This is a genomic window from Pseudomonas sp. yb_5, from assembly GCF_043103865.1.
Lineage (GTDB): Bacteria > Pseudomonadota > Gammaproteobacteria > Pseudomonadales > Pseudomonadaceae > Aquipseudomonas > Aquipseudomonas putida_Y.
Window position 1 is genome coordinate 117,033 of the sequence record NZ_JBICKE010000056.1, and the last position, 13,448, is coordinate 130,480.

Below are 13,448 nucleotides of genomic sequence, written 5' to 3' on the forward strand. Positions count from 1 at the left end.
CGCTCACCCCTGCACCGGCAGGAGCGAGGCCACTGCCTCACCCAGCGTATGGTCAAGCCCCCACCAGAGGCCTATCAGCAGGCCAGATGCGGCCACCACGTGGACCAGAGGAGACTGCAGCCAACCCCACATCGGGAGGTGTGAAGTAGGCCCTATCTGGGTGACCAGGGACTGACTTGTGTCAAGGGGCGGTACATGCGCATCGATTGCAGCGAACAATTGCTGCCGCTCTGGATGATTCACATCGCGGTAGCGCCCCCGAAAACCGAGCATCAGCGCCCGCTGAAAGACCGTGAAGACATAAGGGTGTGCAGAGGCCTCCCGAAGCACGGTGCGCATGTCTTCATAAAGCGATTCCCCCGCCTGATGACTGCTGAAAAACTTGGCCTGCAAGGTCTCCATTGCCCAGTCCTCATGGGCCTTACCTTCGGCGCAAGCGAGCACTGTCTCATCCAGCAAGGCACATTGCGCATGGCTGATAAGCTCGATGCTATGGCGATCCAGGCCCTCCTCCTGAAGAGAGGCCCGAACATGCTCGACATCCGCCACGCAACGCGGCCAAAGTTCCGGGCTACTGTGCACACCTGTGCCATGTCGCAACTCGACCACCAGCAAGTAGGTATCCTGTAACAAGGCGTCGATATCCACCTTGGCTGTGCCGGGTTTCTGCTGAGCGAGACTCATGAGCGCAGCACCGCGAACAGCTCAAGTGTGGCGTCCTGGAACACGCTCGGCACATAGAGCGCGCATACGCCGTCCTCCAACATGGCACGCCCTTTCTCATGCCCGAGATCCAGTGCGAAGTACTGGTTTTCCAAACGCAGCGGTATCGCCGCAGGCACATGGCTGAGGGGTTTCAAGGGAACGCCATCGAGTGCTGCATTGACGAGATAGTCCACATCATCAGGCGAGCCGATCTTGCACAGCCGTGGGAACTGGCTTTGCACTTGCACGGCTGGCAGCCGGCAGCGCACCGACAGGTAAAAGTCAGCCCCGTCTGGCTCAAGCAAACGAGGATCGTTCAGGGCCACCTGCCATCGGTTGGCACTGCGCGCTTCGAGTACCAAAGCCAGCACACGTGACGGCAGGCTCGCCTCCAGCAATGTGGAGAGCGTACGCATCAACGGCGGGAAAACAGACTCAAGGTGCGTATGCTGATAGGCAGGAATGTCCTCGACACTCTGGTCCAACGAAAACGTCAACAGCGCCCCCGCGCATTTCACCAACTGCTGGTACACCAACTCCGGATGCCGAGCAGGGTGTGCTTTAAGGTCTGCCAGCACCGGCTGATAGGTATTCAACGCGTTGAGCAACCAGAACAATGTCACATCAGCGACAGCAAAATCTGCCATGCGCTGGTTGCTCTCGCGACGCATCCCCATCAGCCGCTCACGTTTGGAGGACAGCTGGGTCAGCAAGTTATCCAGCTGAAGTAACAATCCAGCGTGCGCATCAAACCTCAGCAACGGGGGGATGTAATCCTGATCAATTTCCCAACGCCCCCGCCCATCCCGGACAAGGCGTGCCACTGGGCAGGTGAGGTAGTCTGCGTTGTCATCTTCATTCAGGCGCAAGCTCAGTGCATGTTCGAGTACGCTGATTGACTGCACCTCATCGGTATAGTGATCCTGTACATCCCGCCACACTTGGCGGTATCTGACCGGGCGCTCAACTCGGGCACCCTCGAACAGACAGTTGTTGCCATTGGCCTGTTCCAGCGGCAAAGCGAGCACCACCGTTGCCGCTTGACTGTCGTCAGGCAGCGCCCGGGACAGTTCCAGGGCACTGGGAAGCCGATCCAATCGATCCGTGTCAATCAGCGTTCCATCGGGCATGCACACCTGCAGCCGAGTGGCCAGGAGTTTGCCTAGCTGCAGTGCGTCTGCATCAAATGCGACTGCGCGAATACCCCACGGATGAACCCATGCCAAGGAAGCAACTGCCTGGTTGGTCCACGATTCAAAGCGGGCCTGCTGCTGAAACTGCTGCGCAGACAACACCACACCGGACGCCCACATAGGCCGATCGATCTTCACGATTAGTAACTCCCGGGTTCGCCGTCAGGATTTAGCTTTGGGCATCTGCGAAACCAACGACAGGTTGATGTCCATACCCTCAACCTGGAAATGCGGCACCGCAAACAGCTTGACTCTGAAGAAGCCTGGGTTGTCATCAATATCTTCGACAACCACCTTTGCCTCCCTCAGCGGATGAGACGCCTGCAAGTCATCGCCGGGGTCCGTCATTTCGGTAACCAAGCCGCTGATCCACCTATTCAATTCCAGTTCCAACAGGCGGCGATCCTTGGTTGTGCCGATGTTCTCCCGCTGGATGAGTTTCAGATAGTGAGCGATGCGCGAAAGCAGGAAGACATAAGGCAGCCGAGCGTTGATACGACTGTTGGCCGTGGCCTCAGGTGTGTCATAGATCGCCGGCTTATGCGCTGAGTTCGCGGAGAAAAAGCACGCATAATCGCGATTCTTGTAGTACGACAACGGAATCAACCCAAGATTGGCAAACTCAAACTCGCGGGTTTCCGGAATCATCACTTCCGAAGGAATCTTGACCTGACTGCCCGTACCCATGTCATAGAGATGGATCGGCAGATTCGTTACAGCACCCCCTGATTGCGGCCCTCGAATTTGTACGCACCAACCATTGGCTATAAAGCTTTTGACCATATTGGCTGCAAACGCGAACGTCGAGCTTACCCAGAGGTACTTGCTGTGATCTGGCCCCTTGACTCGCTCTTCATAGTTAAACAGCCGAACCGGACTCGTATCAGGCCCGTAAGGCAGTCGCCCCAACGTACAGGGCAATGTGGCGCCGACATAGCGGGCATCATCGCTTTCAGCGAAAGCGTGCCATTTGATGTACTCAGCACGGTCCATGTAGTTGCCGATATCCTTGATCGCGGCGACCTCCTCCATTGTTTGCTTGCCAAAGAACGCAGGGCCCATCGAGCACAAGAATGGCATATGAGCGGAGGCCGCAACTTTCGAGATATTCCGCAACAGTGCAATGTCTTGCGCCCCACGGCCAAACTCGTAGTTTGAGACCGCCGCCGCAATAGGCTCACCACCCGGCGTATCGTATTCCTGAGTATACGTATGCAGGTACATGCCGCTTTGAGCGATTTCGGGCGCATCTTCGAAGTCCTGGGCCAGATGTTCTTTACTGATATCCAACAACTCGATGCGGACGTTCTGGCGGAAGTCCGTCTGATCGATCAACGACTTCGCCCCACGCCAGATCGACTCTACACGCTGAAAGTCAGGATGATGCATCACTTCGTCCAGCTGACTGCTGATCTGGGCATCAATCGAGGCAATGTGTTCGTCCAGCAGGGCCCTGTCCAGACGCTCCACTTTCGGGGAGACTTGCTTGAGCCGCTCAAGAAAAACACTTACAGACGCAGTAACACGCTGATTGGGTGTTGCCTCAGACAGAACATCCACACTCTGGTAGGCGTCGATACCGCCCATCTGCTCAAGGGGTTCGAGATTTATTTTTTCAAACAATGTGTGATAGACATTCTGGCTGTCTTCCACCCGCACAGTGGCGCCACGCGATTGCGCAGAGGATTGCTCTTCGGACATTTGTTAGCTTCCCGTCTGTAGAGATGATGGTTTTCTAGCATCCGCCTTGAGGGGCAAGGGCAGCCAGTTCCTTACGCAGTTCATTACTCAGCGCTTCATCTTTCAGTATGCGTTCCAACTCGGCACGGAACGTGGCGTTATCCAAGAGATTGGCTTTCAACTCACGCAGCAGGTTGCGCATCGCCAGCAGCGCACGTAATTGGGGTATCTGTCGAGCGACCTGTTCGGGCTCGAAGTCCTTCATCCGCTGAAAACTCAGCTCAACAGGCGTTTCTCCACCTTCGCTGGCCAGCGTATCTTCAACGACCAGTTTGAGGCTCGGTGAAAACTCCAAGAGCACACTGTCAAAATTATTTTTATTGACATTAACCTTGCTCCGTTCGGACAGCGGACGCTGCTCTTTTCCGTTACTGTAATCCCCCATCAGCATGAGCTTAAGCGGCAGCTCAACCTTACGCTGGGCCCCACCCGTATGAAGATCAAGTTTAATATTGACGCGCGCCCTCGGCACCTCACTTTGAAAACTGCCTGAAGCCATAACTCCTCCTGAAGCCACTGGAAACGGCCTCGACGAAAGTGACATCACTGACAACGATCCATTTCAGGCCCATTGGCAACTGCAATGGAATTCAATTCATTGCCAGCAACTACCGCTCCCCCAAGGCAACACTTGAAATGTTTCCAGATCAAACATGCACCAATTCTTCACATTTCGCCACCCCCCGCACAAAACTAGGAAACTTCCTACAAGCGACAGGAAAACCTTCGACCAGGATTCTGCTTGCCCCCCCAATCGAGTAGCGCCAAACAGATGCACTCAATGCACCAGCAATGCATTGATCCATATCAACGAATTTAACCAACAGACCGCGCGGACCACCGCCGTACAAATATCAATTAATCTAAACCCACCAAAGGCAAGTCCAGAAAATGATACCCCCCAATTAAAACAGCCAATTCTTCCTGAGCTTCATTGATGAGCAGGTACCCGTCAGTGAATACCCTGTTTGTCGACAGTGCCTATGCCGGAAAGTGGGCTCAGCGCATCGTGTGATATGGGTATGGCTGGCTGAGGCTTGCATGCTAACTCGCCGGCTAACCAGCTCTTCGTCTCAAGACTTTACACACAGCGCCTAGTAACCGGTCATCTCCAGATACCCGCGCCCGCCCGCACTCCCGTTCAAGCGTACCGGCCCTTCCCAATACGGGAACCGTGTCTGCATCCACGCCTGCGGCTCAACGGCATCGACCTGCACATCCACCCCATGCTCCGGCACTTGCACCCGCCAGCGCGTCGGTACCTGCTTGCCGTTTTTCTGCGCAGACCAGGCCAGCGCCTGCAGGCGGATCTGTGCCGCGTCCAGCACCACCACCTCCCCCTGTGGCCCAACCCAGGTCCCGGCGCGATACGGTTCCCCGTGGGCCTCCCGCACCTGGAACAGCATCAGCTTGGCGCCACTGTCCAGGTGCAGGGAAAACCAGTCCCAGCCGGTCTGTCCGGGCGCCAGTGGCTGGCTGCTCCATTCCCGGTCCAGCCAGGCCTGCCCGGTAACCGCGATGCACAGGCTGCCACGCTGGACCTGCCCCTGGACGTGGTAGAACGGCTGGCTGTAATAGTACGAAGCCTGGCCCTTGCCTGATTTTTCGCTGTAGCCCTGCTCCCCATGCAGCACCAAGGGAAGATCGCTGTGCAACTGCAAGTCATAGCGAAAACCGTCGCCACTTGCGACCATCTGCAGGTGTTCAGTACCGCCCTGGCCCTGTAACACCCAGTCATTGATCCATGCGCGAAACGGCTGGGCCTGCACGCCGGCCTGGCCGACACCACCCCGCGCCAGGGTTTCAGCAGCCTGATGGCCACCCGGCCCGGTCAGTGCTGCATGCCCCATCCACAGGTTCGGGCTGTTCCAGCCGGTGGTCTCCGGGCCGGGGCGCAGGGCCGAGCGGAACAGTGTCCACTGGGCGCCCCAATCTCGGCCCTGGGCGTCCTTGAGGTTGGCGGTGACATACCACCACTCGATACGAAAGCCGTCGTGGGGGCCGTGGTCATGCGGGAATACCAGACGATGATCGCGGGTCACCTGGCTGAATTCGCCAGCCTGCTGCCCGAGCCCGGCATAGCTTTGCGGTGCTGGCTGATCACAGCCGCACAACAACAACCCGGTCAGCAACAGCCACGCATTAAGCTTCATCGGCCAACGGCCTCAACAGTTCGCGCGGCTGGCGGCGCGCCAGTTGCCACAGCGGCCAGGCGCAGGCCAACAGGCTGGTGAGCATGCCCAGCACGGTCAACTGCAGCAGTTGCAAGGGGAACACATACAGCGGTAACCGCCAGCCGAAGGCCTGCACGTTCACCACCGCGACCAGACACCAGGCCAGCAACAGCCCAAGCGGGATTGCCAGCAGCACGGTGAAGCTGCTTAGCATGAGTGTCTGCCCGAGGCTCAGCCAGACCAGTTGCATGCGTCGCACCCCCAGCGCCCACAGCGGTGCCAACTGGCCCAGCCGGGCCTGGCCCAGGGTCAGCAGGTTGATGAACAACGCCACACCGGCCACGCCAAGGGTAAGGCTGTTGAGGGCTGCGGTAGCGGCAAAGGTGCGGTTGAACACATCGGTCGACCAGCGTTTCAGGCGCGCCTGCTCGACCACCCGGCTGTCATCCAGGGAAAAGTGCTGTTGCAGCGCGGCCTTGAGCACCGGCACCCGTTCAGCGCTCAGGTCGACACTCAAGCCGGCCAGGGTTGCCCGTGGCCAGTGGGCGCGCAACCAGCCGGCATTGACCAGTACATGCCCCTTGGGGTTACCGTAATCGGCATAGATCCCCACCACGGGCAAGGCTGGCGTGTCTGCGGGCAGCTTCAGGCTATCGCCCAGTTGCAGGTTCAGTCGCCTGGCCAACTGCTCACTGAGCATCACGGCTTGGCCGCTGGCCAGTCGCTGCCAGGCGCGCGAATGCTGTTCCAGCAATGGCCAGCGCGCTCGATAGGCGGGGTGATCGACAATGCCCTGCACTTGCACCGGCCAACCTTGCAGCTGCATGTCTGCGCGCCAGCCGGGCAGGACCACGCTGGCCACAGGCTGCTGCTTGAGCCACTCGACTATCTGCAAGCCTTGGGCCGTGTCCCGCGGGGTGACATACAGGTCGGCGGAGAGGCGCAGGTCAAGCCAACCGACAAAGGTCTTGCGAAAACCCTCGGTCATGCTGCCCACGCCAACACTGGCAGCCAGCGCCAGCAAGAGGGCGACCAACGCCAGGCTCAGGGCTGGCAGCTGCTGGCGGCTGTCAGCCACGAACCATTGCGCCAATGGCCGGTGGCAACGATCCGCCAGCCAGGCCAGTACCCGATCGAGCAAGGCCGGCAACAGCAGCGCCGCCGCCAGCAGCAACCCTGCCAGCATGCCGAACGCACTAAGCAGGCCTGCCCCGAACACGCCACAGGCCAAGGCCAGCAACAGCAGCAAGCCCGCTAGCAAAGCCTGACGTTTCAACCATGGCCCCTGTGCCAGACGCCAGGCCTGGGGTTGCGCCAGCGCCAGCAAAGGCAAACGGGCAGCACGCATTACACTCTGCAGCCCAGCCAGCAATGCCCCGAGTACACTCACCAACACACCCAGCAGCCACCACCCCGCCGGCAGGCTCAACGTGCCGGCGACCTGGGCGCCATACAGACCACGCAGGCTGGCGGCCACGTCGGGCAGCAGCCACGCGGCCAAGGCGTAACCACTGGCCACCCCGGCCAGCCCACCCAGTGCCGCGAACAGGCCCAGTTCCAGTACCAGGGCACCCAGCAGGGTCTTCAGGCTGACGCCGCACGCGCGCAGGTTGCGGATCAGCCCACGGCGCTGCTCCAGCGCCAGACCGATCGCGGCGTGGGCGATGAACAAGCCGACGACGAACGCCAGCAGGCCGAGCGCGGTCAGGTTGAGGTGGAAACTGTCGGTGAGGCGCTGCAAACCACCATCGTCCTGCTGCGGCTGCAGTTCAAGGTAGCGGGCGATATCCGCAGGCAACGGCCCGGGCGTATGGGCCAGCAGCAGACGAGACAACTGCCCCGGTGCGTTCAGCAACGTCTGCGCGTGGCCGATGTCCACCACGATGACCCCAGGTGCCAGCGCAGGCTGCAAAACCAGAGGCGGCAGCAACTGCCCTTCACTGTCGCGGGGCGGCTGCCCGGGGCTTGTGTTCAGTTGACGCAAGGTATCTGGCCCAACCCAGGCTTGCCCGGGCGAGCCGATGAACGCTTGCAGGTCGAATGCCTGCAACTGCACCCCGGCAATGCTGCTGGCAGGCTGCAGGCTCAACGGCTCGATGCCGATCAGTCGCACACTGCGTGCGGGCTCGCCCGGCAAGCGCAAGCGCCCTTCCAGCACCGGCGAAACAGCCCAGCCCAGCCTGCGCAGTTGCACGTACAAAGCCTGATCGAAGCGCTCGCCATTTCGCGCGATCAGTTGCGCCTGCAGCGGCCCGGTCAATACCGCGCTGGCCCGGGCATAGTCGCTGCGTGCCTGGCTGTTCAACGCCTGCACACCGGTCCACAACGCCGTGGCCAGCCACAGGCCAGTGAAGATGCTGAAGCACTGCACACGATGGCGCCGCCAGTGGCTGAGCAGCGCCAACAGGGCCAGCGACAAAAGCTTCATCAGCCCTGCTCGGGCCGCACACGGCCGGCCTGCAGGTAGCAACGGTGCTGCAAACGCGCCGCCAGCCGCGGGCTGTGGGTCACCATCAGTACCCCGCTGCCGGCTTCGGCGACCAACTGCAGCAACAAACTCAGCACCTCGTCACTGCTGGCTTCATCGAGGCTGCCGGTCGGTTCGTCAGCCAGCAGCCAGGCCGGGCGCCCGGCAAGTGCACGGCCGATCGCGACGCGCTGCTGCTGGCCGCCAGACAGTTGTTCCGGATACCGCTCAAGCAGGTCCGCCAGGCCCAGGCGCTGCGCCAGGTAAGCCGCCCAATGCGGGTCATGCCGCCCGGCGAGACGGGCCTGGAAGGTAAGGTTCAGGCCCACGTCCAGGCTGCTGATCAGGTTGTACTGCTGAAACACCAGGCCGATCCCCTCCCGCCGCCACTGCGCCAGCGAAGCTTCCGAACGGCCGTCGAGCGGAACATCGTCGATCAGAATGCGGCCGCTGTCAGCTCGGTCCAGGCCAGCCACCAGGTGCAGCAAAGTACTCTTGCCGCTGCCCGACTCGCCCATCAGCGCCAGGCTGCTGCCCCGCGCCAGGCGCATGTCCACCCCCTGCAAAATGGGGAGCGGGCCTTGGGGGGTGGGGAATGATTTGTAGAGTTGTTCGATGGCTAGCATCGAGTGGCCTTGATGGGTTGGGTGTCCCTTTAGGCATAGCAGGTTCGGCCAGGCCTGCTTCTGAACCGGCCGCATTGAACGATCTCGCGAGAGCTTTCCTGCTCAGACGACGTTCTGCTGCTGCCGCCCCGCTAATCGCAGGGGCACCATCAATGGATCCACTAAAAACCGATAATCGCACAGAATTCACATCATGCGAGCAAAATACATTGACCCGACACCACGGCCGCAGCCTTAATGGATCCATTAAATAAAAACAAAACCCCGGAGAGCCTCCCATGTACCCCAAAAACACCTGGTACGTCGCCTGCACCCCCGATGAGATCGCCACCAAACCTCTGGGCCGGCAGATCTGCGGGGAAAAAATCGTGTTCTACCGCGCCCAAGAGAACCAAGTGGCTGCCGTCGAGGACTTCTGCCCGCACCGCGGCGCACCGTTGTCGTTGGGCTATGTCGAGGACGGCAACCTGGTGTGCGGCTACCATGGCCTGGTGATGGGTTGCGACGGCAAGACCGTGTCGATGCCGGGCCAACGGGTGCGTGGCTTCCCCTGCAACAAGACCTTTGCGGCCGTCGAGCGCTATGGCTTCATCTGGGTCTGGCCCGGTGACCAGGCGCAGGCCGACCCGGCGCTGATTCCGCATCTGGAATGGGCGGTGAATGATGAGTGGGCCTACGGCGGCGGGCTGTTCCACATCGGTTGCGACTACCGCCTGATGATCGACAACCTCATGGACCTCACCCATGAAACCTATGTGCACGCCTCCAGCATCGGCCAGAAGGAGATCGACGAGGCACCGCCGGTCACCACCGTGACCGGCGACGAAGTGGTCACCGCCCGGCACATGGAAAACATCATGGCGCCACCGTTCTGGCGCATGGCCTTGCGTGGCAACGGCCTGGCCGATGATGTACCGGTGGACCGCTGGCAGATCTGCCGTTTCACCCCACCCAGCCATGTACTGATCGAAGTGGGCGTGGCGCATGCCGGCAAGGGTGGCTACCACGCCGATGCACAGCACAAGGCGTCGAGCATCGTGGTCGACTTCATCACCCCGGAAAGCGATACCTCGATCTGGTACTTCTGGGGCATGGCGCGCAACTTCGCTGCGCACGACCAGACCCTGACCGACAACATTCGTGAGGGCCAGGGCAAGATTTTCAGCGAAGACCTGGAAATGCTCGAACGTCAGCAGCAAAACCTGCTGGCCTACCCCGAGCGCAACTTGCTGAAGCTGAACATCGATGCCGGCGGCGTGCAGTCACGCAAGGTGCTGGAGCGGATCATCGCCAAAGAGCGTGCACCGCAGCCGCAACTGATCGCCACCAGCGCCACCCCTGCCTGAGGAACAGCCGACATGATCGATGCCGTAGTGGTCTCCCGTAACGATGAAGCGCAGGGTATCTGCAGCTTCGAACTGGCAGCGGCAGATGGCAGCCTGCTGCCGGCGTTCAGCGCCGGCGCCCATATCGACGTGCACCTGCCCGACGGGCTGGTGCGCCAGTACTCGCTGTGCAACCACCCCGAAGAACGCCATCGCTACCTGATTGGCGTGCTCAACGACCCGGCTTCGCGGGGCGGCTCACGTAGCCTGCACGAGCAGGTGCAGGCCGGCACCCGGTTGCGTATCAGTGCGCCGCGCAACCTGTTCCCGCTGGCCGAGGGGGCGCAGCGCAGTTTGCTGTTTGCTGGCGGCATCGGCATTACCCCGATCCTGTGCATGGCCGAGCAACTGTCCCACAGCGGCCATGCCTTCGAGCTGCACTACTGTGCCCGTTCCAGCGAGCGTGCAGCGTTTGTCGAGCGGATTCGCAGTGCGCCGTTCGCTGATCGGCTGTTCGTGCATTTTGACGAGCAGCCGGAAACGGCGCTGGACATCGCCCAGGTGCTGGGCAACCCGCAAGATGATGTGCACCTGTATGTATGCGGGCCGGGCGGGTTCATGCAGCATGTGCTGGACAGCGCTAAGGGCTTGGGCTGGCAGGAGGCCAACCTGCACCGCGAGTACTTCGCCGCAGCACCGGTGGATGCCAGCAACGATGGCAGTTTCTCGGTGCAGGTGGGCAGCACGGGACAGGTGTTCGAGGTGCCAGCCGAGCGGACCGTGGTGCAGGTGCTGGAAGAGAACGGTATCGAGATCGCCATGTCGTGCGAGCAGGGTATTTGCGGCACCTGCCTGACACGCGTGCTACAGGGTACACCGGACCATCGCGATCTGTTTCTCACCGAACAGGAGCAGGCCTTGAACGATCAGTTCACGCCCTGCTGCTCGCGCTCGAAGACGCCGCTGCTGGTGCTGGATATCTGACCTGGCTTACGACGAGGCCAGGATGACTTTCATGCCCGCGTCCGCCGCTGCCCCGCCAAAGGTTTCGGCATAGCGCAAGGTGGCATTGGCGTGCTCGCGCATGATCGCTTCAGCGCGAGCACCCTGGCGGTTGACCAGGGCATCGAACACAGCGTGGTGCTGCATGTGGGCGAAGTTGAAGCGCCGGTACTCACGGGCCAGATCATGGCGGTCGACCGCCAGTGCGGTAACTGAGGCGAATGGCAGGTGGTCATTGCGCGCCAGGGCAACGGCAATGGCCGGGTTGTGGCTGGCGTCAATGATCACCTGATGAAAACGCATGTTCAGGTCGTGATAGACCTGCAAGTCGTCCTCGCTCACAAAGCCTTTGTCGAACAACTGATCGCCGTCGATCAGGCACTGTTGCAGCGCAGCGCGTGCTTGCACCGACAAGCCACGCTCAGCGGCCTGACGAGCAGCCAACCCCTCCAGCACACCGCGCACCTCGACCGCACCTGCGATGTCATCGGCGCTGACCGAGCGCACCTGAAACCCCCGGCCGCCAAAGCGCACCAGCAGGCCTTCCTGTTCCAGGGTACGAAATGCCATGCGCACCGGCATGCGTGAAACGCCGAACAGTTCAGCGGTTGGGACTTCCATCAAGCGTTCGCCGGCCGCCAGCTCGCCCGAAGCGATCATCTTGCGCAGCGCAACCAGCACCATTTGACCGGGTTTGCTCATCCAGGCTACTTCCACAGACATGAGCGGGCATCTTAGCGCAAGCCGAGGGGTTGCTGCAGGCTGAGCTGCGCCCCAGATGTTGGACATCTGTCCATCATCTGGGGTTTTTATGAGCAAGTACTCAACACAATTCAAGCAGTCAGCCATCCAGGCTTTCCTCAAGCGTGGCCGAGGCTTTCGCCACATCGCGGCGCTGTTTCAAATCGATCCGACTTTGCTGCGCCGTTGGGTCATGTCCTATCAGTTACATGGTGAGGCCAGCTTCGAGAAGCCTGGCGGTCATTACAGCAGCGAGTTCAAGCTTTCTGTGCTCTACCGTATGTGGCGCGAGAAGCTGTCGCTCCGGGCCACCGCAGCGTTGTTCAACCTGGGTAACTCATCTCAGGTGCGGCGCTGGGAGGAACAGTATTACAGTGGCGGCTTCCAAGCCCTGTCCTCAAGCAAAAAGTATTGGTTAACCCTATGCCTAAAGCCCCGCGCAAGCCCGAAGAGACCGCTCCCAAACCTATCGAGGAGCTTACCCATGCGGAGCTGCTCAAGAGACTTCGCCAGCTTGAAGCGGAGAACGCCTACCTAAAAAAGCTCGAGGAGCTCGACGAGGAGAAGGCGAGGCTGAAGAAAGCCAGGAAAAAACCCGGCTAGTAAGGGCTTTGCGCGAACACTATCCGTTTGCCGATCTGCTCAAGGCTGCCGGCCTGCCACGCAGTACTTACTATTACCAGCTAGGGCTGCTTGAGGCCGGGGATAAGTGTGCCTCTCTCAAAATCTCGATCCAGGAGATCTGCGACCGACATCGCGGTCGTTATGGTTATCGGCGGGTTACCTCTGCGCTGCGCAGTTCTGGGCAGTTGGTTAACAGTAAAAAGGTGCGCCGGCTGATGGCTGCTCTAGACCTCAAGTGCACGGTCCGTCCGAAGAAGTACAAGGCGTATCGGGGCCTGATGGGAGAAGCCGCGCCTAACATTCTCAAGCGTAATTTCCAGGCTGATCAGCCTAACCAGAAGTGGGTTACCGATGTCACTGAGTTCAAAGTGGCGGGTGAAAAGCTGTACCTCTCGCCTGTAATGGATCTGTACAACGGCGAAATCGTGACGTATCGCACCGACACCAGACCGCGCTTCACCTTGGTCGGCGAAATGCTGGAGCGCGCGATTCAACTGCTTCCGGCGGGCAACAAACCACTGCTGCACTCGGACCAAGGATGGCACTACCGATACCCTGATTACTGTGCACGTGTGAAGGAAGCAGGGCTTGAGCAAAGCATGTCACGCAAAGGTAACTGCCTGGACAACGCCGCGATGGAGAGTTTTTTCGGCACGCTGAAGTCGGAATACTTCTACCGTGAGCGCTTCAAAAGCGTCGCAGAGCTACAGGCGGGACTGGATGAGTACATCCACTACTACAACCATGACCGCATTAAAATGAAACTCAACGGCCTGAGTCCTGTGGCTTACAGAACTCAAGCTGAGGTAGCCTAGCACCGACCGTCCAACATCTGGGGCGCAGCTCAGGCC

10 protein-coding genes and 1 pseudogene are annotated in these 13,448 nt (G+C 60.3%); 3 read left to right on the top strand and 8 right to left on the bottom strand.

Annotation, left to right across the window (positions count from 1 at the left end; genetic code table 11):
* Positions 1 to 3: 3 nt before the first annotated feature.
* The 7 genes from tssL to ACF8GF_RS08195 form a co-directional block, all read right to left on the bottom strand.
* Complete coding sequence (gene tssL, locus ACF8GF_RS08165) at positions 4 to 684, bottom strand: type VI secretion system protein TssL, short form (RefSeq protein WP_265959413.1); 681 nt, start codon at positions 682 to 684, stop codon at positions 4 to 6.
* Complete coding sequence (tssK, locus tag ACF8GF_RS08170) at positions 681 to 2,036, bottom strand: type VI secretion system baseplate subunit TssK (RefSeq protein ID WP_265959414.1); 1,356 nt, start codon at positions 2,034 to 2,036, stop codon at positions 681 to 683. Before tssK ends, tssL begins: the two co-directional genes overlap by 4 nt.
* 24 nt (positions 2,037 to 2,060) lie before the next feature.
* Positions 2,061 to 3,599, bottom strand: coding sequence for a type VI secretion system contractile sheath large subunit (gene tssC, locus ACF8GF_RS08175; RefSeq protein WP_004576423.1), 1,539 nt, complete (start codon positions 3,597 to 3,599; stop codon positions 2,061 to 2,063).
* A 34-nt stretch (positions 3,600 to 3,633) separates the two neighbouring features.
* Positions 3,634 to 4,137 (bottom strand): type VI secretion system contractile sheath small subunit, encoded by a 504-nt coding sequence (gene tssB / locus ACF8GF_RS08180; protein WP_004576422.1) that lies wholly within the window; start codon positions 4,135 to 4,137, stop codon positions 3,634 to 3,636.
* Between the two features lie 595 nt (positions 4,138 to 4,732).
* Positions 4,733 to 5,791, bottom strand: a complete 1,059-nt coding sequence (locus ACF8GF_RS08185) for a lipocalin-like domain-containing protein (RefSeq protein WP_392487930.1) — start codon at positions 5,789 to 5,791, stop codon at positions 4,733 to 4,735.
* Positions 5,781 to 8,240, bottom strand: coding sequence for an ABC transporter permease (locus tag ACF8GF_RS08190; RefSeq protein WP_392487931.1), 2,460 nt, complete (start codon positions 8,238 to 8,240; stop codon positions 5,781 to 5,783). Before ACF8GF_RS08190 ends, ACF8GF_RS08185 begins: the two co-directional genes overlap by 11 nt.
* Complete coding sequence (locus ACF8GF_RS08195) at positions 8,240 to 8,905, bottom strand: ABC transporter ATP-binding protein (RefSeq protein WP_019751070.1); 666 nt, start codon at positions 8,903 to 8,905, stop codon at positions 8,240 to 8,242. The genes ACF8GF_RS08190 and ACF8GF_RS08195 overlap by 1 nt, the downstream gene beginning before the upstream one ends.
* A 278-nt stretch (positions 8,906 to 9,183) precedes the next feature.
* On the opposite strand from ACF8GF_RS08195, the gene ACF8GF_RS08200 reads away from it, so the two are divergent.
* Both ACF8GF_RS08200 and ACF8GF_RS08205 read left to right on the top strand, forming a co-directional pair.
* Entirely contained in the window at positions 9,184 to 10,251 is a 1,068-nt protein-coding gene (locus tag ACF8GF_RS08200) for an aromatic ring-hydroxylating dioxygenase subunit alpha (RefSeq protein WP_176682436.1), read from the top strand.
* Between the two features lie 12 nt (positions 10,252 to 10,263).
* Complete coding sequence (locus ACF8GF_RS08205) at positions 10,264 to 11,214, top strand: PDR/VanB family oxidoreductase (protein WP_392487932.1); 951 nt, start codon at positions 10,264 to 10,266, stop codon at positions 11,212 to 11,214.
* Positions 11,215 to 11,220: 6 nt separating this feature from the next.
* Here the strand turns inward: ACF8GF_RS08205 and ACF8GF_RS08210 are convergent, their stop codons facing one another.
* On the bottom strand, positions 11,221 to 11,934 hold the full coding sequence (locus ACF8GF_RS08210) for a GntR family transcriptional regulator (protein WP_209969862.1): 714 nt from the start codon (positions 11,932 to 11,934) through the stop codon (positions 11,221 to 11,223).
* Positions 11,935 to 12,043: 109 nt separating this feature from the next.
* On the opposite strand from ACF8GF_RS08210, the pseudogene ACF8GF_RS08215 reads away from it, so the two are divergent.
* Positions 12,044 to 13,412: pseudogene (locus ACF8GF_RS08215) on the top strand (IS3 family transposase).
* The last annotated feature ends 36 nt before the right edge of the window (positions 13,413 to 13,448 follow it).